The 21,534-nt window shown below is 45.5% G+C and carries 20 protein-coding genes, 3 pseudogenes and 1 riboswitch; of the genes and pseudogenes, 11 read left to right on the top strand and 12 right to left on the bottom strand.

Features of this window, described 5'->3' with window-relative positions; translation table 11 throughout:
- Positions 1–229: 229 nt before the first annotated feature.
- From DWY55_RS02490 to DWY55_RS02500, 3 genes and pseudogenes are all read left to right on the top strand, one after another.
- Entirely contained in the window at positions 230–529 is a 300-nt protein-coding gene (locus DWY55_RS02490) for a helix-turn-helix domain-containing protein (RefSeq protein ID WP_040312769.1), read from the top strand.
- Complete coding sequence (locus DWY55_RS02495; protein ID WP_118419554.1) at positions 504–797, top strand: helix-turn-helix domain-containing protein; 294 nt, start codon at positions 504–506, stop codon at positions 795–797. Before DWY55_RS02490 ends, DWY55_RS02495 begins: the two co-directional genes overlap by 26 nt.
- Positions 798–1,258: 461 nt before the next feature.
- Positions 1,259–1,492: pseudogene (locus DWY55_RS02500) on the top strand (Arm DNA-binding domain-containing protein); the annotation flags it as partial.
- Between the two features lie 75 nt (positions 1,493–1,567).
- Here the strand turns inward: DWY55_RS02500 and DWY55_RS02505 are convergent.
- The 6 genes and pseudogenes from DWY55_RS02505 to DWY55_RS02535 all read right to left on the bottom strand — a co-directional run bounded on the left by DWY55_RS02505 (position 1,568) and on the right by DWY55_RS02535 (position 6,830).
- A pseudogene (locus DWY55_RS02505) lies at positions 1,568–2,158 on the bottom strand (RteC domain-containing protein).
- Between the two features lie 4 nt (positions 2,159–2,162).
- Positions 2,163–2,936 (bottom strand): N-acetyltransferase, encoded by a 774-nt coding sequence (locus tag DWY55_RS02510; RefSeq protein WP_005828455.1) that lies wholly within the window; start codon positions 2,934–2,936, stop codon positions 2,163–2,165.
- Positions 2,937–2,944: 8 nt separating this feature from the next.
- Positions 2,945–3,784: a GyrI-like domain-containing protein gene (locus DWY55_RS02515; RefSeq protein WP_005828457.1), complete on the bottom strand. Its 840-nt coding sequence runs from the start codon at positions 3,782–3,784 to the stop codon at positions 2,945–2,947.
- Between the two features lie 139 nt (positions 3,785–3,923).
- The gene (locus tag DWY55_RS02520) at positions 3,924–5,300 is read right to left on the bottom strand and encodes an MATE family efflux transporter (protein WP_005835018.1); all 1,377 of its coding nucleotides are present in this window, start codon (positions 5,298–5,300) and stop codon (positions 3,924–3,926) included.
- A 636-nt stretch (positions 5,301–5,936) separates the two neighbouring features.
- Positions 5,937–6,146 carry a winged helix-turn-helix domain-containing protein gene (locus DWY55_RS02530; RefSeq protein WP_005828467.1) on the bottom strand — a complete coding sequence of 70 codons (210 nt, stop codon included), beginning with the start codon at positions 6,144–6,146 and terminating at the stop codon, positions 5,937–5,939.
- A 234-nt stretch (positions 6,147–6,380) separates the two neighbouring features.
- Positions 6,381–6,830: a hypothetical protein gene (locus DWY55_RS02535; RefSeq protein WP_117878733.1), complete on the bottom strand. Its 450-nt coding sequence runs from the start codon at positions 6,828–6,830 to the stop codon at positions 6,381–6,383.
- Positions 6,831–6,933: 103 nt separating this feature from the next.
- Here DWY55_RS02535 and DWY55_RS22255 point away from each other — a divergent pair.
- Positions 6,934–7,225 (top strand): annotated as a pseudogene (locus DWY55_RS22255) (pyridoxamine 5'-phosphate oxidase family protein).
- 48 nt (positions 7,226–7,273) lie between these two features.
- On the opposite strand, the gene DWY55_RS02545 reads toward DWY55_RS22255, so the two are convergent.
- Positions 7,274–7,816: a hypothetical protein gene (locus DWY55_RS02545; protein ID WP_005828477.1), complete on the bottom strand. Its 543-nt coding sequence runs from the start codon at positions 7,814–7,816 to the stop codon at positions 7,274–7,276.
- A gap of 128 nt (positions 7,817–7,944) precedes the next feature.
- Here DWY55_RS02545 and DWY55_RS02550 point away from each other — a divergent pair, with 128 nt between their 5' ends.
- The gene (locus tag DWY55_RS02550; RefSeq protein WP_005828479.1) at positions 7,945–8,187 is read left to right on the top strand and encodes a hypothetical protein; all 243 of its coding nucleotides are present in this window, start codon (positions 7,945–7,947) and stop codon (positions 8,185–8,187) included.
- Between the two features lie 126 nt (positions 8,188–8,313).
- Here DWY55_RS02550 and DWY55_RS02555 read toward each other — a convergent pair whose 3' ends face one another.
- Positions 8,314–9,183: a mechanosensitive ion channel family protein gene (locus tag DWY55_RS02555; RefSeq protein WP_016274197.1), complete on the bottom strand. Its 870-nt coding sequence runs from the start codon at positions 9,181–9,183 to the stop codon at positions 8,314–8,316.
- Between the two features lie 100 nt (positions 9,184–9,283).
- A riboswitch (TPP riboswitch) is annotated at positions 9,284–9,380 on the top strand.
- A gap of 33 nt (positions 9,381–9,413) precedes the next feature.
- On the opposite strand from DWY55_RS02555, the gene DWY55_RS02560 reads away from it, so the two are divergent.
- From DWY55_RS02560 to DWY55_RS02570, 3 genes are read left to right on the top strand one after another with little or no spacing between them, the layout of a single operon-like run.
- Positions 9,414–11,726: a TonB-dependent receptor gene (locus tag DWY55_RS02560; RefSeq protein WP_120178002.1), complete on the top strand. Its 2,313-nt coding sequence runs from the start codon at positions 9,414–9,416 to the stop codon at positions 11,724–11,726.
- Positions 11,726–12,376: a nicotinamide riboside transporter PnuC gene (pnuC, locus tag DWY55_RS02565; RefSeq protein ID WP_120178003.1), complete on the top strand. Its 651-nt coding sequence runs from the start codon at positions 11,726–11,728 to the stop codon at positions 12,374–12,376. Before DWY55_RS02560 ends, pnuC begins: the two co-directional genes overlap by 1 nt.
- 7 nt (positions 12,377–12,383) lie before the next feature.
- Positions 12,384–13,061, top strand: coding sequence for a thiamine diphosphokinase (locus DWY55_RS02570; protein ID WP_120178004.1), 678 nt, complete (start codon positions 12,384–12,386; stop codon positions 13,059–13,061).
- Here the strand turns inward: DWY55_RS02570 and DWY55_RS02575 are convergent.
- Positions 13,021–13,929, bottom strand: a complete 909-nt coding sequence (locus DWY55_RS02575) for a DMT family transporter (RefSeq protein ID WP_120178011.1) — start codon at positions 13,927–13,929, stop codon at positions 13,021–13,023. The two genes, DWY55_RS02570 and DWY55_RS02575, sit on opposite strands and share 41 nt — an antisense overlap.
- Positions 13,930–13,998: 69 nt before the next feature.
- Here DWY55_RS02575 and DWY55_RS02580 point away from each other — a divergent pair, with 69 nt between their 5' ends.
- Entirely contained in the window at positions 13,999–14,166 is a 168-nt protein-coding gene (locus DWY55_RS02580) for a hypothetical protein (protein ID WP_016274202.1), read from the top strand.
- Positions 14,151–14,474: a type II toxin-antitoxin system RelE/ParE family toxin gene (locus DWY55_RS02585; RefSeq protein WP_005834986.1), complete on the top strand. Its 324-nt coding sequence runs from the start codon at positions 14,151–14,153 to the stop codon at positions 14,472–14,474. Before DWY55_RS02580 ends, DWY55_RS02585 begins: the two co-directional genes overlap by 16 nt.
- Positions 14,475–14,959: 485 nt before the next feature.
- On the opposite strand, the gene thrC is transcribed toward DWY55_RS02585, so the two are convergent.
- The 3 genes from thrC to thrA form a co-directional block, all read right to left on the bottom strand.
- On the bottom strand, positions 14,960–16,261 hold the full coding sequence (gene thrC, locus DWY55_RS02590; RefSeq protein ID WP_016274204.1) for a threonine synthase: 1,302 nt from the start codon (positions 16,259–16,261) through the stop codon (positions 14,960–14,962).
- Positions 16,262–16,331: 70 nt separating this feature from the next.
- Entirely contained in the window at positions 16,332–17,591 is a 1,260-nt protein-coding gene (locus tag DWY55_RS02595) for a cofactor-independent phosphoglycerate mutase (RefSeq protein ID WP_120178005.1), read from the bottom strand.
- Positions 17,592–17,612: 21 nt separating this feature from the next.
- Positions 17,613–20,045 carry a bifunctional aspartate kinase/homoserine dehydrogenase I gene (gene thrA / locus DWY55_RS02600; protein ID WP_117681354.1) on the bottom strand — a complete coding sequence of 811 codons (2,433 nt, stop codon included), beginning with the start codon at positions 20,043–20,045 and terminating at the stop codon, positions 17,613–17,615.
- 448 nt (positions 20,046–20,493) lie between these two features.
- On the opposite strand from thrA, the gene DWY55_RS02610 reads away from it, so the two are divergent.
- On the top strand, positions 20,494–21,531 hold the full coding sequence (locus tag DWY55_RS02610) for an asparaginase (RefSeq protein WP_005834979.1): 1,038 nt from the start codon (positions 20,494–20,496) through the stop codon (positions 21,529–21,531).
- The last annotated feature ends 3 nt before the right edge of the window (positions 21,532–21,534 follow it).

A 21,534-nucleotide genomic window follows, 5' to 3' on the forward strand; every position in this document is an offset into this window, starting at 1 on the left:
TGAGACAAAGACCGATATGCTTATAAATCCATGATAATCAAGTATATAAAATTTTACTATTTTATGTTGATGTAAACCAAAAGTGTAAACTATGTAATACGAAATTGAAAACAGGTTAACACAAATACAAGTCTTGATATTTGATGCTACCTGAAGACATCTGATGACAACATTTTGTACTTTATACATATTCAAAATACATTTGTACAAACTCAAAAATCTTTTGGATATGGAAATCATTGGAATTGAAACGGCCACATATGAAAAGACATTAAAGGAAATCGAAAATTTCCTTGATACTATTGATAAATTGATAACTGCTTCTTCACATAAAACGATAGGAGAATGGTTGGATAATCAAGAAGTTTGCCTGATTCTTAAAATCGCTCCCCGAACGTTACAGAATCTTAGAGATACAGACCAAATCTCTTATTCTCAAATTGGGAAAAAGATTTATTATAAAAAAGAAGATATTCAGAAATTTATAGAAAAGCATAACAGTCATGAGCAAAGTAATCACACAAGATAATGAACAAATTCTTCAGATATACAATAGACTCAAAGAAACGCTTATGAGACTTGAAAGTATTCTGAAAGACAATACCCCAACACTCAATGGGCATAGATATATGAATGATTCGGAACTGGCTAATTACCTTAAAGTATCAAGACGCACTTTACAAGAATATAGGAATAATGGAATTTTATCCTATTATCAGATTGGAGGTAAAATACTTTATCGTGAATCTGATATAAAAGAACTTCTTGAAAAAAACAGGCAAGAGGCATTCCAGTAAACATTTCTTGTGGTATTCGTTGATTTTCAAAAGAAAAATCAGTATCTTTGCATTACTGACAAAGAGTTGTATCTCAGTGCAGAACAAAGAAGTTCAATCGAGGTGAAATAGGTGGACTAAATGGTAAGCTACAAGATAAGTAATTGATTATTAGCGATAAAAAATATAAGGTTCCGCCCCCAGGCGGATCACCAAGAAGCTGGACAAAACCAGACAAAGAAAAGACAACTCCTACAATATCAAGGTATTGCAGGAGTTTTTTCTTTGTATAAAGTCCGTGACCTAAGACACGAAATGGTCACAAAAAGACATACTTTCGTGACCAATTCGTGACCTGTCCGACCTTTCGGATTTTAGGTCACGGAATGTCTGAAATTGTCGGTTTGTTGTCTTGATTTGTCCGTACTGCAAATATCTCATTTTCAGTTCATCAATTTAATTTTGTAACTAAAAAAGAGATTATGAGAAGTACTTTCAAGCTACTCTATTTCGTCAAACGAAATGCAGTAAAGAAGAACGGCAACGCACCGATTATCGCACGTATCACTATCGACCAAGTTGTAGCCCAGTTCAACACCAAACTGGAAATAAATCCGGCTCACTGGAGCGTGAAGTTAGGCAAGGCTTCCGGCAGAACCGCAGAAGCCGTACATATCAATTCTATGCTGGAAAGCATCCACAGCACGGTACCCCAACAAGACTAAATGGTTGATTTATAATATTGAAGCAATATAATACTGGCGAAAAGAAAAACAGAAGTTTGTCATTTACTATCCTTCGTCCATTCGTTTGACTAAGCTGTCTTGCAAACGGCTAAGATATGCCGTCCAATCCTTCTTCCGTTCTTTCATGGCAATATAAGCGGCATAATAATCGCCTAACTCCATTTAGAGCACCGTACTGAGAAAATTCATCATTTCTTTTATTCCCACGTTGCCATTGTTAATGCCACCCGAAGAAACAAGGTTGAGAAATTCAGGTCTTTATCGAATTGTGCGCTATCGGTACATAGGCGTAAATCAAACTTTCCACGAACAACATAATATTCATCATACAAGGTCGAATGAAAACGATAATATTGGTAAAAGTCCAGATTACGGTTAAAGAAGCAGGTCAGGTTATCCAGTTCTTTACTTAATATAGTTTCTGATTACATCATTACTACCATCGGGGCATTGTGTTTCTATCCGATAAATCTTATAGAAGGAATGAATTTGCAGTTTTGTTTTTAAATCATTGAGAACCGCTTGCAAACGACGCACTATTGAAAGAAAAGTTTCAACAATATCATAACCGTAGAGGTCGATTTCAGATATATTGACCTCTATTTCAGCTAACATGTTATTAACCAGTTCTTTCATTTTACTACTTTAATAGTTTTGTAAATTTAGACTCAGTACAAATACTTAAATCCGTAGTTACAAACTTCCCATTGTAAAAAAGAGAAAATATAGTAGCTGGTGTAGGAGAGTTTTGTGCTTGCTCTCTCGTTTCCAATTTAATTACTTTCAAAGGAATATTTATTTCTTGCGCAAGAACACGCAACACTCCATTTACATAATAATCCGTATATGGGCAACGATTAGAATAATAAGCCACTATTCCCAGTTTGTCGGGGCATTCTCCACTTTTGACGCAATCATTAAAATATGGAACTGCACTATTCTCATGAAAACTCATTACCAACAATGAAAATCCATTTGGAAGTTTTTCTATTTCCTTAAAGCCATGTTGCAGCAACCATTTCGTATCACTCATAAAATGGTTCTTTTTTGTACCTACAACAGTAACCAATCCATTTTTTTGTTGCTTTTTTGCATCTTCAATCACAAATTGGAGCAAATTATATCCATGCCCTTGACCTTTATACTGCCCTGAAACCCAAAAACAATTAATCATTAAATAATTAGGGGCAGTAACCGGAAGCCACGCATATTCAGCAGGAACATATTCTATAAAAACTTTGGCTCGTGCATCAAGCCGCCTAAAAACATAGCCATTAGCAAATTCCTTTTTTAGCCATTCCTTTTTGGACTCATATCCTTCCAAGCATTTTTTGTCAGAGAATGCGCAGCAGATATGTTCTTTATCTATATTATCCTCTGTTAGAGTTATATATTTAGGTAAACTATTTTCCATGCTTTTATTTATTTTATCGGTATGTAGATTTTTGTGATACTCTCTTTTTTATTTTCTTTTGAATAATTGATATACTCCTCAAAAGACATCCCATGACGAAGTGAATATTCTTGGCTTACGTTAATGATGTTATACCAGTCCTGCAAATCTGTATAATACCCCTGCAACGTATAGACCGCATATTTACCTTGTGGTAGCCGGATTGTACCAAATTCACAAGTAGGCATAATTTCCTTTTGTACCGATGCACAAGCATAGAAACGACATTGATTAGGGTTTGTCACATTAGGGTCGTCAAAACTTAACCCAATAAAACGTGTATCGGGCAGAAGTAAGTCATTGCTCTTTAAGAAATGTATCAATTTACTCCATACTGTTTCATAAGGTTCTTCCTCTCCGTACTTACCCCATATACGGATATATACTAAATTTAATCCCTCGAAATTGTAGACTTCAGAATGCAATTCGCACTCCTTTCCATCATGTTCGCACTCTTTTAATCGCATCCTTAATCTGCTGATATATGTTTTGGGAGAGATACCAAATTGTTTCTTAAATGCTTTGGAGAACGATTGCGGATTATCGTAGCCGACTAACCCAGCCAAATTCTGTAAACTCATGTCTTCAGTTTGCATATATAGTACAGCTCGTTCTACTCGTTGCCTCGCCACATAAGAGTATAATGGTTCATCCAAAGCAGAACTCATCATACGGAGCAATTGCCGTTGAGACATATTTACTATGTCGGCTATTACATTCAATTGCAATGGCTGATGCAGATTAAAATTTATGTAATCAATTACTTGATTGACTTTCTGTTTGTATATATTTTCAGTGCTACTTTTCATCTATAACGATATAATTTGCAAATATATAGAGTTCATACAAATGTATGATTGTCCAATCTCGCCAATTTTAGAAATCTTAGGTTACGGTTTTAGGAGGTTATGTCAAAACGTTGGCACAACCTCGTTTTTTTAAAGGCATCTACGACGTAATGAGTTGGCTGGAAACTTTATAAGCATACCGATGCTTCAGAACAAAAAGCAGAATCACAATGATTGTCAAAGCCTCCGAGAGTGGCATTGCCAACCAGATTCCCGACACACCCAAGAACTTCGGCAACAAAATAAAACTCGGAATAAGGAAAACAAAGCCACGCAACAAAGCAAAAATCGTAGCTGGCTTTATTCTTTCAACACTCTGAAAATAACCTACCACAGCAATATTCACAATGAAAAAGACAAAGCCGCTTGCAAAATAGGGGAAACCGTGTATCGCTATCTTCGCCGCTTCACTGTCAAGACTGATGAAAAGGCCAACCAGCAGATAAGGATAAACAGTGAATGCCACCGTTGCAACCACACCGCAGACCACAGCCGTCAGCAACGCAATACGTTCCGCCGTCATCACTCTTTCCTTGTAGCCCAGTCCGAAATTATAGCTGATAATAGGCTGGGCAGATTGTGCAATAGCATTACCTACCATGAAAACAAAAGGAATATAATAGCACGCTATACCGAATGCCCCTACGCCATCGTCCCCCAGATAGGACATAAATACCTGGTTCCCGACGAACATAAGAACAGCAAGCGTTGCCTCTCCCAATAAGGCAGAAGGACCGATACGGCACTGGTAACCAATATTCCGCACGGAAAGCCGCAGGCTCTTGACACTCCATTTGAGTGGTTGTAAACGCAAATGCCGAGCATAAAACAGTAGATAGACCATCGCCACCAGTCCGCCGGCCATGATGCTGATGGAAGTGGCAAATGCTGCTCCCATGACTCCCCAGCCAAAAGGAAAGATAAACAGCCAGTCGAGCACCACATTGATTACAGCCGTAATCAGGCTGCACAACATAGCCAGCTTTGGAGCACCGTCCAGACGAATGACGAACAGCGGCACCGTTATCCATATCTGAAAGACCCATGACGGAACAAACCACAGCAGATAATCCGTCACCATAGGCAACAGATGTTCGGAAGAGCCGAGCATCCGGGCTGTTTCTGCCGGAAAAGCCATCATCAAAGCAGAGGGTATCAAAGCAACAATCGTTACAAACAGTAATGCTTGTGTCACATTCAACCGAGCAGACTTGCTTTTGCCTCTCGACAATTGGATAGAAGCGACCACAGAACACCCGGCACCAACCATAAGCCCGATTCCCGTAAAAAGCATCAGTAAAGGGACACAGATATTTACGGCCGCAATCCCGTCGCTACCTACTCCATGCCCGACAAATATCCCGTCAATCGCTGTTACGGCCGACATACTGAGCATACCCAGCAACGTAGGAACAAAATATTTCCGAAACAATGTAAACACATTCAGTGTACTCAAATCAATTGCATCTCTTTTCATGTTCAACTATATTTATAGGTTATTGTCTTGCCCAAAAGCAAAAAAATGCCGGATAAAATGATTGGTTTTACCCAGTCATCTTATCCGGCATTTTTACAGCCCTCCGATGAGGATTACAAAACTCTTTTGGTTTTCTAATTCGCGTGCAAAGGTGGGACTTCTTTTTCAAGTATCCAAATATTCATGATTTCTTTCACTGAAAAAGCAGCAAAACATGAACATTATCCACTACCATATCACTCTTTTGAAGGTAGACACACAGCCAATGAAAGACAGTCTATCAGTCTTTCATTGCTCTAACATAGGCTGTCAATACACTGAATAAATGATAGTTAGGCATGCGCACTATTGTGGTACGACTTCTCCACAAGCATGAAGAAGCCGTACCACAATAGTGAAGAAACTGCATCACAACCGTGCACAATAGTCATTAATAAGCTTTTAGTAGGAGAAAGAGCTGTTCTTTGCGGAAAGAAGACCAGCCATTTGCACAAGAAAAAACAGCATGCAAGCAAAGTTTGCCTACATACTTGCATGGCATCTGCTTACATACTGTAAAATGCGGTATAACAAACAATTAGAAAGCACCATGCAAGCATGTAAGCAAAATGTGTGGTAAACCTATTGTATCTCTTTTCATTTTGCGATGACTCCATAGTAAACCATGTTATCAATACGCTTCTGATAAATCTGGTTATTCTGCAGCAGATACCCCAAGGCCAAACACAAATCCACATCCCTGAACTTCGTCAGTTTCTGCAATTCAAAGATTGTACACTTCTTAAGATTGCACAAAATGGAATATACCATTTTCATATTATTGGTCGCCTTCTCAATACTCTTCATATTATTATCTTATTATTAGTTCCTTTCTTAAAATGATATCCTATATTATCTACTCAAATATAAGATAAAGACAGAGCAATGACAAACATTGCCCATTCTTTTCATTTCAGATAACATTCTTTGAACTACATATACCTAAAATCTGCAAAAAATATAGAACTTTATAAATATCAACACTTTATAGAAAGGTATATTCACATTATACTATATCCGGAAACGATTATGTTGGTATAATCAAGGTACTATTATATGCTTGCCTTCGGGAGTGACTACTACCGAGCCCATTTTGATGTAATGTTTCCCTTCCGGCGAAACTATTACCTTTGTTTCGCTACTCTTGTCGGAAGATTCTTTTTTCTCATTCATGAAACTCTTGTCCCGCGAAGTGGTAACCGGATAAGTATCCTCCAGATAGCTCTTCATTTCGTCCACTTTTCCGTCTTTGAACCACACCTTGACAGCCGACCACCCCGCAGGAGTATAAGCACGGAATGTCCAAGCCTCTCCCTCCTTATTCAAATCTCGAAATGCAGGCTCTCCTAAAATGGTACACACCTCTTTAAAGCTCATACCACGTTCAATGCTGCTCAACTGCTTATAATCAAACCCGTAGCTCTCATAAATGCCACAGCCCGTCACCAAGACAGCGAGTAACAAGCCTAAAACAACTGACATCTTTTTCATAATAGAAAGTTTTAGTATTTATCCATACAGCAAATGTAGTATGATAAAAACCTCCTTTTCCGTGATTCTCTCTATTTATACATAGGGATTTCCCTATCAGTTTATCTGTATCTTTACAACCTATAAAGAATATCATCCCAGCCCCGTTCCAATGAGCAATATCAAGTCGGAAGGGGCCACCACCGTATGGTTGGCAACCGGCAAAGACAGTCTTAAAACAAAGGTGCAGCCAATCCGAAAGCAGGTTTGTGCTTTCAGGAAGAAGGAAACAGCGTAGTGCTCACCGGTAAGGTGGAGATAAAGGCCCGGCAGCTCCCAATTATGTATTACTGAAATTCAAAGGACACCATGCCACCATTTGGATTGACGGACATTTTGTACGCAGAAATCTTTAAGAAGAGCATTCAGTTCCTCATCTGATGTCTTGCATGGGGGGATGAAAACTATAGCCCCTTCGTTATCACCGGCAATCCGAAACCTCCTTTCTGCAAAGTCAGGACTTTCGGTTTGCCTTTTCGTGCTTTGTTGTATGTGGCTGTGGAAACATGCAAGGTCTCTATCGCTCCATCCTCGAAAGCCACCTTTAAGTAATATTCCTTACGTACTCCGTCCGACACATAACGATGCTTGCCTACTTTACGTCTCTTTTCATGTTCTTTTATCAGCTTCTCAAGTACGGTAACCGTCACCTCCTTTGTCGAAGCAGGAGCCGCCATCCGATAATTCCCTACCAGAAAAAGCGAACAACTGATGACACCCACGCACACCACATGGCACAATATATTCACTGCCTTTTGCTCCATCGTTGTCAGCCATATCCATTTTTTATATAGAGGAAGTGTAACGACTGCCACCACAAGTCCTACCCCTACGGGTATCCACACAGCAGCCAACGTATCTTCATAGATGTTATATCCGATGCAGCCCAAAGCTACGACCAGTACAAACATCAGAAAACGGAGTATTTTTATAAACAGTTCTTTCATTGCCGCGTTTATATTTTTTGCAAATATAGGAAAAATATCATTCGACCGACTGTCAAATCTGTTCAATCTACATGAACTTACTTGCTTGATAGAATGTTATAACTACAATAACTAAAACAGAAAATATCATGGAAAAGAGCTTAATTCATAGTAATGAACTGCATTTTATCAGTAAGAAACGCATTCATCAAGCAGTAGAGAAAATGGTTGAGTCATTGGATTTGGCTGCGGGTTCCACAACCGGCTTCAACATCTATGCAGTAGTGGAGAGCTATTTCACGGATTTGGAAAAACGAAAAGAAATCAATCAGCTGCTCAACCTGGAACAAGATGTCTGCGAAGAAATAGAGGCAGAATTAAGTTATAAATAAACTACGGAGTTACCGACTACTATTAAGTTACGGGCTACAAGTTGTCCTGCAGTATGATAATGCAGGACACTTGTAGCCCGTAACTTATAGTAGCTGATAGCTAGTAAATTGAAACTTGTAGCCCACTCAGTCTTTCGCCTGATGCACCGTCAACTGCGGGAATGGGAAGTCGATACCTTCCTCGTTGAATACGGAGTAAATCTTCTTGTTCATATCAAAATAAACGCCCCAGTAGTCTCCGCTCTTCACCCAAACACGAATCACCACATTCACACTGCTGGCATCCAGGGCATGAAGAGCCACAAACGGCTCGGGAGTATTCAAGATACGGCTGTCTTCGGAGATGATACGACGCACGGTGTCTTCCACCTTATCATAATTTTCACCGTATTCCACACCGATTACCCAATCTACACGACGCGTATCCTCACGGCTGTAATTAGTTACTGTACCACTGCTCAACGCACCGTTAGGGATATAGATTACCTTATTGTCGGCTGTGGTCAGAATCGTATGGAAGATTTGAATTTCACGTACCGTTCCGGACACTCCCTGGCTTTCAATCCAGTCACCTACCTTGAAAGGACGGAACAGCAAGACAATCAGTCCACCCGCAAAGTTCTGCAAGTTTCCGGAAAGTGCCATACCGATAGCCACACCGGCAGATGCCAGCAGAGCGGCAAATGAAGTGGTTTCCACTCCCAGTTTGCCGATAACGGCAATGATTAACAGAATTGTCAGCAAGATATTGACCAAACTTTTCACAAAGCTCTGGATACTGGCATCCACATGTCTTTTTGCCAATAACCTCGCCAGCATTTTCCGAAGAAGGGATATTAAGAATCGCCCCACCACAAAGATTAGAACGGCTCCAATGATACGCCCACCGGCACTTACACTCCAATCTATCAATTGCTGAAGAAATATTTGTAGCTTGCTGAAACCATCGTCAGCAGTTTGGGCGGCAAAGGCTGCCATGAATAAGGATAATAACATAACTATATTTTTAAAATTAACGCTACAAAATTAACAAATAACTCTGATTTTCGTTCACTTAGCTTGTCTTTTTCAACGGAAACTCCTACTTTTGCTCCCGATTTCAACTAAGGGGTGCCCTAATACGACGGGCTGAGATCATACCCATTAACCTGATCCGGGTAATGCCGGCGGAGGGAAAAGAAGAAAAGTTCCCCTTTTCTGTATTCATCTAAACGAAACAATTGCAAATGAAGAGACATGCAATGGCGGCCTGCCTCCTGACGGCAACACTGAGTGTCTGTGCGCAGACACAAGAGCAAGACAGTCTGCGGGTGATAAACCTGCAGGAAGTGGAAGTCATCTCCACACGTGCCACAAGCAGCACACCGGTGGCATTCACCAATATAGGCAAAGAACAACTGAAAAAACAGAATTTCGGACAAGACCTGCCATATCTGTTGAGTATGACACCCTCCGCCATTACTACCAGCGATGCCGGTGCCGGGGTGGGTTACACCACGCTGAGAGTCCGTGGAACAGACGGCACACGCATCAACGTCACCGCCAACGGTATTCCCATCAACGACGCGGAGAGTCACACGGTATTCTGGGTCAACCTGCCGGACTTCGCCTCCTCCGTCAAGGATATGCAGGTACAGCGCGGAGCAGGTACCTCAACGAACGGTGCAGGAGCTTTCGGTGCCAGCATCAACATGCAGACGGGTGATTTCTCCATGAAACCCTATGCAGAATTCAACGGTTCCTACGGCTCCTTCCATACGCACAAGGAGACGGTGAAAGTGGGAACGGGACTCATCAACAATCATTGGTCGTTCGATGCGCGGCTCTCCAACATCAGTACGGACGGGTATATAGACCGGGCGTCTGTGGGACTGAACTCCTATTATCTGCAAGGAGAATACTACAATGACAATACCTCCGTCAAACTGATAACCTTTGCCGGCAAAGAGCGCACTTACCACGCATGGAACTATGCCAGCAAGGAGGAGATGGAACGTTACGGACGGCGTTACAATTCCTGCGGATTCATGTACGCCACCGACCGGGACGGCCATGTATACAGCAAAGAATATTATAAAGACGACAACGGCGAGAAGCATTACCTCACGGACGAAGGAGGTGCACTGCATTTCTATGACGACCAGACCGACAACTATACGCAGAAGAATTACCAGTTGCTGTTCAACCACAATTTCACCTCGCAATGGAATCTGAATATCGGCCTGCACTACACCAAAGGCGACGGGTACTACCAGGAATATAAAGGCGAACGCTCGTTGGCAGAGTACGGCATGTCGCCTTTCGAATACAACGGCGGCAAGGTAGAAGTAAGCGACCTTATCCGCAAGAAGGCAATGGACAACTGGTTTGGCGGCGGAATCTTCTCCGTAAGCTACAAAGCCGACCGTCTGCATGCCTCGCTAGGCGGTGCACTGAACCGCTATGACGGCGACCACTTCGGAAAAGTGCTTTGGGTAAAGAACTATATCGGCGAACTGAATCCCGACCACGACTACTACCGCAACAACGCCACAAAGAATGACGGAAATATTTATCTGAAAACCAATTATGAACTGGTAAGCGGCCTCAGCGCCTACCTCGACCTGCAATACCGCCACATCAACTACAAGATAAACGGACTGAACGACAAGTACAACTGGACTGCCACCACTCCGGGAATGCAAAAATTGGACATTGACGAAGACTTCGACTTCTTCAACCCGAAAGCCGGACTGTCCTGGCAAATCGACCGCAACCACCGCCTATACGGTTCGTTCAGCGTAGCCCATAAAGAGCCTACGCGCAACAACTACACCGACGGCTACTTCACCGAACATCCCAAGGCTGAGCGCTTGTTCGACTACGAACTGGGATATACCTTCGCCAACTCATGGCTCCATGCGGGTGCCAACTTCTACTATATGGACTATAAAGACCAGCTGGTACTGACGGGGGAGCTGAACGAGATAGGCGAAGCCATGGCCAGCAACGTGCCCGACAGCTACCGCATGGGTATCGAGCTGATGGCAGGCATCCGGCTGGACTGCGGTTTCCAATGGGACATCAATGCCACACTCAGCAAGAACCGTGTGCAGAACTTTACCGAAACTCTTTTTGAAAACGAGGAGGCCGGGTCGGAGGCATGGGTCATCAAACACGGGGATACCCCCATCGCATTCTCTCCCGACTTCATACTGAACAACCGCCTGGGCTATACGTTCAAGGGATTCGAGGCCTCGTTGCAGTCACAATATATCAGCAAGCAATACATGAGTAACGCCAAGCAAGAGGAGTGCACGCTGGATGCTTATTTCGTAAGCAACCTGAATCTGTCCTATACCTTCAAGTTGCCTAAAGTAAAGTCGGTAACCATAGGGTGCACCATCTACAATCTGTTCAATGAAGAATACGAAAACAACGGATACGCAGGCAGCGGATACTATCACGACGACAACGGAGGAAAAGTCCGTTACAACTATGCCGGCTACGCTGCCCAGGCGGGAACGAATGTATTGGGACATATAGCAATCAATTTCTGATGGAACATACTCTTGAGATTATAGGCACTGTGGTCGGGATTCTCTATCTCTGGTTGGAGTACCGGGCAAGCATTTATCTTTGGATAGCGGGCATCATTATGCCTGCCGTCTATATTTTTGTCTACTATGATGCGGGGTTGTATGCAGATTTCGGCATCAACATCTATTATCTGGGTGCTGCCATCTACGGCTGGATGATGTGGAAGTACGGAGCATTTCTGCGCCGGACTATCTTGCGGCGGAAAGGTGCAGGACAGAAAGGAGAGGACACAAGAACAGAAGAACAAAAACTGGAACTTCCTATCACCCATATGCCGGCGCGCTATCGGCTGCCACTTACTGCCGTATTCATCGCCGCTCTGCTTGGCATTGCCTGGATATTGATAAACTTCACGGACAGCAATGTGCCCTGGCTGGACTCCTTCACCACCGCACTGAGCATAGCCGGCATGTGGATGCTGGCACGGAAATATGTAGAGCAATGGTGGGCATGGATTGCGGTGGATGTAGTGAGCACCGGGCTGTACATCTACAAAGGACTCGATTTTACGGCCGGACTATACGGCCTTTATACAATTATAGCTATCTTTGGCTACTTCAAATGGAGGAAAATGATGAACAAGGATGAAGGATTAGAGATTAGGGATTAAGAAAGATATGAAAAACGAACTATCAACGAGCAACGAGCAATTATTAACTATTGATGCCGTAGTTTTGGCGAATGGGGAATATCCTGCAAGTCCCCTACCTTTAAAGATATTGGCAGAAGCGCCTTACGTGGTCTGTTGCGACGGCGGAGCGGACGAATACATCCGCCGGGGCCATACTCCCGACGTAATCATCGGCGACGGTGACTCCCTCAGTGATGAAAACCGCCGGAAGTTCGGACATATCCTGCACCGCATCAGCGACCAGGAAACCAACGACCAGACCAAAGCCGTCAATTTCCTGCTGGCGCAAGGTAAACGCCGCATCGCCATCATCGGTGCCACGGGAAAGCGTGAAGACCATACCCTGGGAAATATCAGCCTGCTCATCGACTATCTCCGCGCCGGAGCCGATGTACGTACCTATACCGATTACGGCATCTTCATCCCCTGCCGGGGTACCCGCACCTTCCCAAGCCATCCCGGACAGCAAGTATCCATCATCAACTTCACTGCACACGGTCTGCATGACAAAGGACTGGTCTATCCCCTCAGCGATTTCACCAACTGGTGGCAAGGCACACTCAACGAATGCACCAGTACAGAATTCACCATCGAAGCGGAAGGGGAATACCTGGTATTCGTCACTACTTCTTCGCTTCCGCCACTTCAACAAAGTACACGCTGATACAAATCATGGCAATGGCAGCGGCTTGCGTCCAACTGAAACGGTCTTGCCCCAAGGTGAGGGAAACAACGGTAGTCACCACCAGTATCAGATAGCTGTACATGGCTACAACCGTCGTCTTGAGATACTTCAAGCCCACCGGAACCAGAAAGTAACTGAGGTAAGTAGGGAAAACCAGCACAAACGCCAACACCGCCCACGGCACCCAGTGCCACTTCCCATGCAAGGCATCCGTAAGCAAGGGTGCATCCCAGCCTATAATGGACGACACTATCAATCCCATTACTGCCGCACCGCCAAAGATGTACTTCATCATCGTCACTACCCCGACCTCTTCCAGCAATTTCTTGCTCACAATCAGGTAAACGGCAAAGACCAGCGAACTTACCATGCAGAACATGTTTCCCGTAAATGCATCGTGCGCCAAGTCGTCACTGCCTTGCGTAAGGATGCACAGCAACGCACCGCCAAAACCCAGCGCTATACCGATAATCTTCATCAGCGTAGCCTTTTCGTGCAGGAAAAAGACGGATATCAGAAAGACCCAAATGGGTTGCATAGAGTTGAAGATGGCACTGGAAACCGGAGTCGTCTTGCTGATGCCCAGCAGATAGCAGAACATGAATCCGTAGAGTCCGAAGGCTCCCAGACAGAACAGCCCTATCCGTTGCCGCTTTGTGGCCGGTGCCTCCTTTACAAACCAGCTTGTTATCCAAAATGCCACGGCAGCAAAGACACAACGCACCGTGACACCCGTCAATGCACCCAGCCACAAAGGGAGCAGAAATTTCAATCCATTCATATTCAACCCCGCCATGACGCGCGACGCAACCATACTGAGATTGGCTTCCAGTTTCTTATCTTTCATCAGCTTCGTATTTTTCCCCTCAAACAATTCATTACTTTGAAATGTTTTAAGGGAAAAGGAGATAACGTTATGGCAAAAGTTAAAGAAGAGCAATCGTCCCAGCAAACAAAGCAAGTCCTCGCATTCTCCACCCGGCTACGCCATGACCTTAAGAAAGCCTGCCGGCAACTGGATGAGGGAGAAGGACAAGAGGACGTCACAATCAGTAAGGAGGTGAAGGCATGGCTAAACAAATAATCTGGTCGCCCCTCGCCAAAGAAGCTCTGAAGGACCTGCTGATTTCCTCGCAAGAAAGAGATGGCAACAAACGGTGTGGCGGGACTCTGTACACCTTGTTCCAAAATGCATTGTACCGTGTCACGCTGAATCCGTTTATCGGACAGCCCACCGAAGCAGAGAACATACGGTACATCATTCCGCATCCCGACTATACGCTTCTTTACCGGCACAGTCTCCGGAAGATTGAAGTGCTTGTGCTATGGAACAACCATCATAAGTTGGGCAGCATGATAAACATCATCCGGGAAGAACCCGATACAGAATAAAGCAGCCAATCTTGTCAAGAGCAGATTTATGGAAGATTAACGGAACAGACGCATGATCGTCCGTTCATATAGCCGGAACAAACCATGTATCCGTCCCGAACATATCATCCGTTTATCCTCGACACACCATCTGTCAGCGCTGAACATATCATCCGAAAGCTCGGAGCTTTTCATCCGAAACATCCGGACTTTTCGTCAAAAACATCCGAGCTTTTCGTCAAAACCGCCGGGATTTTCCAAGCAAATGCCTGCCATTCCGCTTGCTGAAGTGGAGGATTAAATCTGTAAAGCACCGGTTTAGGAGAGTAAACCCTAAGCTTTGGCTAATGAAGTGACGGAAGAACACAACAAAAAAGGAGAAGCGACGCCTCTCCTTTTATGCTAATTTAAAATTGAATCTGAACTAAGATTGCAGTTACAAAGATACAACATCCGAAAGGCAATGTCAAGCAATCCGGTGTTTTTCTTTACGGACGTCCCATTCTTTATACATGCATCAGATATTGCTTGAAGTCTGCAAAATCCTTCGACATTGGCAGGCTCTTCTTCTCGCCGCGCATAAAGGCCTGAAGCTTGGCAGGTATTTCTACGGCTTCACCGATAATCTTCTCCACTGTATCCTTGAACTTCGCCGGATGGGCCGTTTCCAAGAATACGCCCGTTTCGCCGGGTTTCAGTCCTTCGGCCAGGGCCCGGAAGCCGCAGGCTCCGTGCGGGTCGAGCAGGTAATGGTCCTTCTTCCACACTTCCCGCATGGTTTCGGCAATCTGCTCGTCGGTATAAGTGGCACCGCTGATTTCGGCAGAGATGGCGGCATGGCTGCCTCCGTAAAGGTCGAGTACACGGGCAAAGTTGCTCGGGTCGCCCACATCCATCGCGTTGGCAATGGTGGCAATACTGGGACGCGGCGTATAAACACCCGTCTGCAAATATTGGAAGAAGATATCATTGCGGTTATTGGAAGCGATAAAGCGTTCCACGGGCAGTCCCATACGCTTGCCGAAGAGGCCGGCAGTGATATTGCCGAAGTTACCGCTGGGTACACACACGACGGCATTGCCTCCCTTGCCGGCACGTTTCAGTTGAGCATAGGCATAAAAGTAATAGAATGCCTGCGGCAAGAAACGCGCCACGTTGATGGAATTGGCACTGGTCAGTTGCAGATGTTCGTTGAGCTCGCGGTCCATAAAAGCGGATTTAACCAAAGCCTGGCAATCGTCGAACGTACCATCGACCTCAATAGCCGTGATATTCTGCCCTAAGGTAGTGAACTGTTTCTCCTGGATTTCACTGACTTTTCCCTTCGGGTAGAGCACATAGACGTGTATGCCTTCCACACCGAGGAAGCCATTGGCAACGGCACTGCCCGTATCACCGGAGGTAGCAACAAGCACATTGACTTGCTTCTTGCCCTCTTTCTTGATAAAGTATCCCAGCAAACGCGCCATGAAGCGACCGCCTACATCCTTAAAGGCAAGCGTCGGACCATGGAACAGCTCAAGCGAATAAATATTCTCCGTCACCCGGACCAGAGGGACATCGAAACTGAGTGTGTCATAAACAATCTGTTTCAGCGTATCGGCAGGAACATCCTCGCCAAAGAAAGCATCTGCCACGCGATAGGCTATCTCCTGAAAGCTGAGTGTATCGATGCTATCGTAAAACTCTTGTGGCAGAGTTTTGATTGTAAAGGGCATGAAAAGCCCCTTGTCTGCGGCAAGCCCCTTTACCACGGCCTCTTCAAGAGTGGCTTCGGGGGCTTGTTTGTTGGTGCTATAATATTTCATTGCGGTATTTTTTTATTCACCACAGAGTCTCACAGAATTCTCTATAAATAAAACCCCGTGAAACTCTGTGTTACTCTGTGGTGGAACTCATAAATTCATTAATAAACTCGTCTTCTTTCATCAGTCCGTAACTGCCTTCGCAGGCTGCCACTTCATCAAATGTCCGTACTTCGTCAGCCTCGATACCCGGATGCCAAATGAGGAACGGGATAGGTTCGGCCGTATGCGTACGGAGTTCGCAGGGAGTGGGATGGTCGGGCAATACGGAGATAGCAACGGGTTCCTCCCAATCCTTCACAGCCTCGTAGATAGGACCTACGGCACGGCTGTCCAGATTCTCAATCGTCATAATCTTCAAGGGGACATTTCCTTCGTGACCGGCCTCATCACTGGCCTCGATATGCAGGTAGACAAAATCATCCGTCCGCAATGCATCAAGGGCGGCAGCCACCTTATTCTCATAGTTGGTATCATAAAGCCCCGTCGCACCTTCTACGGTGATGCGCCGCAATCCGGCATAGTAGCCGATGCCGTTAATCAAATCCACGGCAGAAATCACAGCACCACGCTTCACCTGCGGGAACTTGTCTGAAAGGCGCTCCATCTGCGGACGATAACCGGGACTCCACGGCCAGATGCTATTGGCAGGGTCCTTACCCTCGGCCTTCCGCTTCATGTTGACCGGATGGTTTTCCAGCAACACTTGCGAACGGAAAATCAAATCATTAATCAAATCGGCAGTCTGCTTCGGAGTAAGCTCTGCACCGCCTTCGGGGACCGAAATATTCTCCGTACCCTCCATCGGCTTCACCATCAACGGACGGAAAGGCCTCAAAGGGACATCGTGGGGCGGCATACAGTCAATGCGCTTGTCCCCTCCTTTTATTACCAGCAGATGGCGGTATTGCACGCCCGTATGGAAATGCACGCGGTCATCACTCAAATGCTCCTGAAGGTATTTTACCAGCACATCCGCTTCCTCTGTAGTAATGTGCCCGGCAGAATGATTCTTGATATTGTCTCCCTCGATGCAGATAATGTTGCAGCGCATCGCCATCTCACCCGGCTGCAAGTCCACACCGATACTCGCCGCCTCCAATGGACCGCGGCCTTCGTACACCTTCGGCAGGTTATAGCCCAGAACGGACATATTCGCCACCTCACTGCCGGGATGAAATCCCTCGGCCACCGTCACCAGCCTTCCCACACGTCCCATGCGTGCCAGCTTGTCCATATAGGGAGTTGTAGCCGCCTGCAGCAAGGTTTTGCCTCCCAGAGCCTTCACGGGCCAGTCGGCCATACCATCACCCAATATAATGATGTGTTTCATCTTTCTATATTACGATTTGGATTAAACGTTTGCAATGCTCATAATATCCGCAAATACCCCCGCAGCCGTTACACCCGCACCGGCTCCGTAGCCTTGTATCATCATCGGATATTCCTTATAACGTGCCGTGGTCAGCAGGATGATGTTATTGCTGCCTTCCAGCCCGTAGAACGGATGGTTGGCGCCGACTTCCTGCAAACCGACAGATGCTTTGCCATTTTCCAGTTTGGCTACGAAACGCCAATGCTTGTTCTCGGCTTCCAACACCTTGCGGCGGGCTTCGAAATCGGCATCGAGGCTCGGCACTTTCTTCCAGAAGTCATCCAGGGAGCCTTCAAAGAAGTCATCGGGCACAAAGAGGTTCTTCTCAACATCGCTCTGTTCCAAACAGTAACCGGCCTCGCGTGCCAGAATCACCAGTTTGCGGATAACATCCTTTCCGCTGAGGTCGATACGCGGATCGGGCTCGGAGTAACGTTCCTCCTGCGCCATCTTAATGGTCTTGCTGAAAGGAATGTCGGCACTGATTTTATTGAAGATATAGTTCAACGTACCGCTCAGCACGGCTTCAATCTTCAATATCTTATCACCGCTATGGATAAGGTCGTTAATGGTATTGATGATGGGGAGTCCGGCGCCTACATTGGTTTCAAACAAGTACTTCACACCGCGTTGGCGGGCAATCTGTTTCAGTTCACGGTAGTTCTCGTATTCGGAAGAAGCAGCAATCTTGTTAGCAGCCACTACCGAAACATTGTGCAGCAGCAAGTCCTTGTAAAGGGAAGCCACGCCTGCACTTGCCGTACAGTCCACAAAGACAGAGTTAAAGATGTTCATACCGATAATCTCATTACGCAGCGTTTCCAGAGAGCTGTCCTTTCCCTTCTCCTGCAGTTCTTCACGAAAACGTCCCAAATCGAAACCTTCGCGGCTGAACATGGCTTTGTTTGCATCGGCAATGCCCACTACATTCAGCTGCAGGCCGTTCTCCTGCATCAGCTTCTGGCGCTGGCTGTGGATTTGCTCTATCAAGCTGCCGCCTACGGTTCCTATGCCGCAGATAAAAAGATTCAGTACCTGATATTCCGACAAGAAGAAAGAATCATGGATGACATTCAGCGATTTGCGCAATGATTTGCTGTCCACTACAAACGAGATGTTGGTTTCCGAAGCACCCTGCGCACAAGCAATCACATTGATACCGTTACGCCCCAACGTACCGAACAGCTTTCCGGCAATACCCGGTGTATGCTTCATGTTCTCGCCTACGATGGCCACGGTAGCCAGGTTCTTTTCTGCCTGAATAGGAGAAATCTCTCCCATCTCTATCTCTTTGGCAAACTCCTCGTTCAGCACCTCGCAAGCCAGGTCGGCATCCGCATTGCGCACACCGATAGACGTTGAATTCTCCGAAGAAGCCTGGGACACAAGGAATACACTGATGCCATTTTTTGCCAGCGCCTTGAAGATACGGTAGTTCACACCGATGACACCTACCATACCAAGGCCTTGCACTGTAATCAGGCTCGTATCATTGATGGATGAAATACCCTTGATGGCCTTGCTTTGCGGGTCGGAAACCTCTCGCTTGATGACAGTTCCCACACCCTCCGGATTGAAGGTATTCTTCACCAGAATGGGGATATTCTTGTGGCAAACCGGATAGATTGTAGGCGGATAGACCACTTTCGCACCGAAGTTACAAAGCTCCGTAGCTTCCACATAGCTCAATTCATTGATAGTGTATGCCCTGGAAATCACACGCGGGTCAGCTGTCATGAATCCGTCTACATCCGTCCAGATTTCCAGACTGTCGGCATCCAGTGCAGCAGCAATGATTGCCGCCGTATAGTCAGAGCCACCTCTACCCAGGTTCGTTACCTCTCCCGTCATTTTGTCTGTGGAGATAAAACCCGGAACCAATACGCGTTTGGGCAGGCTGCTGAATGTCTCGCGCACCAACGAATTTGTCAGCTCCGTATCCAGCACATGCTTGGAATGCTTCTTTTCCGTCTTGATAAACTTGCGTGAGTCAAACCACTCCGCTCCCGTCAACTGGGCAACGATGATAGATGAAAGACGTTCGCCATAGCTCACAATCGTATCGGACGTCTTCTGCGAAAGGTCCTTTATCAGATAAATGCCCTGAAAGATGTCCTTCAGCTCGTTGAGCAGCTCACCAATCTGGCGTTGCAAGGCAACCTGCACCTCGCCTGCCGGAATCACTTCCTTAATCATTTCCACATGACGGTAGACAATCTCCCGGAACTCATTCTCGTAAGAAGCATCACCGGCTGCCGCCATTCTAGAGGTGTTTATCAACTTGTCCGTGATGCCGCCCAATGCGGACACCACCACGATAACCGGTTCATCGACTGCTTCTACAATTCTCTTGACGCTCAAAATACTGTTCACGGAACCTACGGACGTTCCGCCGAATTTCATTACTTTCATTTCTCTTTATATTGTTGAGATGGTTGATACAATGTGTCGGAAACAAGCTGCTACGGCTTGCATTGACTTTAATTAAATGGAAAAACTGCTTGAAAATGGTGTAACACGTAGAAACACAAAATACTATCCCTAACCCCTAAGGGTCATGGTCCACATGGATGTGACTGTATGTTGATAGTACTTGTTCATAGTCTCTTGTTTCTATCATTTATGATAAGTGTTGCAAAAGTAACAATAAAAACATTCAATCTATCACTTTTTGCGACTTTTTTGCGATAAAAATACAGAAAGCCTCTAAAAAGGCAAGAAATATGCACAACTTACGGCTTACACTTTCACACTTTCCATACCTTTTTTCTGTATATCCGTTTATTCTTTTCTAACATTTTGCTATCACTCTCAATATATATCATTATATTTGCATGGAAAACATGAAAGAAAAGTGCGCATGAACCCAGAAAATACTTCCGTTTTGCTAATATACACCGGTGGAACTATCGGAATGATAGAGAATGCAGAAACCGGCGCCCTGGAAAGCTTCAACTTCGAGCAGTTGCAGAAACATGTTCCCGAACTTCAGAGATTTGCGTTCCGTATCGACACTTATCAATTCGACCCGCCCATGGATTCCTCGGACATGGACCCCGATGCCTGGCGCAAACTGGTACGCATCATCAGCAACAACTACAACCAATATACAGGCTTCGTCATCCTGCATGGCACAGACACCATGGCCTACACAGCTTCTGCACTCAGCTTCATGCTTGAAGGGCTGAACAAGCCCGTCATCCTAACCGGCTCGCAACTGCCCATTGGCGTGCTCCGCACAGACGGCAAGGAAAACCTGCTGACCAGCATCGAAATAGCCACCGACCGCCACTCCAACGGACAGCCCATCGTACCCGAAGTCTGCATCTTCTTCGAAAACCACCTGATGCGCGGCAACCGTACCACCAAAATGAACGCGGAGAACTTCAATGCTTTCCGTTCCTTCAATTATCCGGTACTCGCTTCCGCCGGTATACATATTAAATATAATAATGTGCAAATTCATACGCACGGCACTCCCCACGAACTGGAGCCTCATTATCTGCTTGATACCAACATCGCCATACTGAAGCTTTTTCCAGGTATTCAGGAAAATGTCGTGGCAGCCATACTTGCCACTAAAGGACTGAAGGCCGTAGTCCTCGAAACCTACGGTTCCGGCAACGCTCCCCGAAAGGAATGGTTTCTACGCCGCCTGCATGATGCCTGCGAACAAGGCATCATCATTGTCAACGTCACCCAATGCAGTGCCGGCACTGTTGAAATGGAGCGCTATGAAACCGGTTACCAACTGATGCAGGCAGGAGTTGTCTGCGGATATGACAGCACAACGGAATCTGCCGTAACCAAGCTGATGTTCCTTCTGGGGCACGATTATCCGCCTGCCGAAATACGCGAACTGATGGGACGACCGCTGGCAGGGGAAATTACCGTGTGAAGC

This window comes from Bacteroides sp. AF25-38AC (assembly GCF_003602995.1).
Taxonomy (GTDB): domain Bacteria; phylum Bacteroidota; class Bacteroidia; order Bacteroidales; family Bacteroidaceae; genus Bacteroides; species Bacteroides uniformis.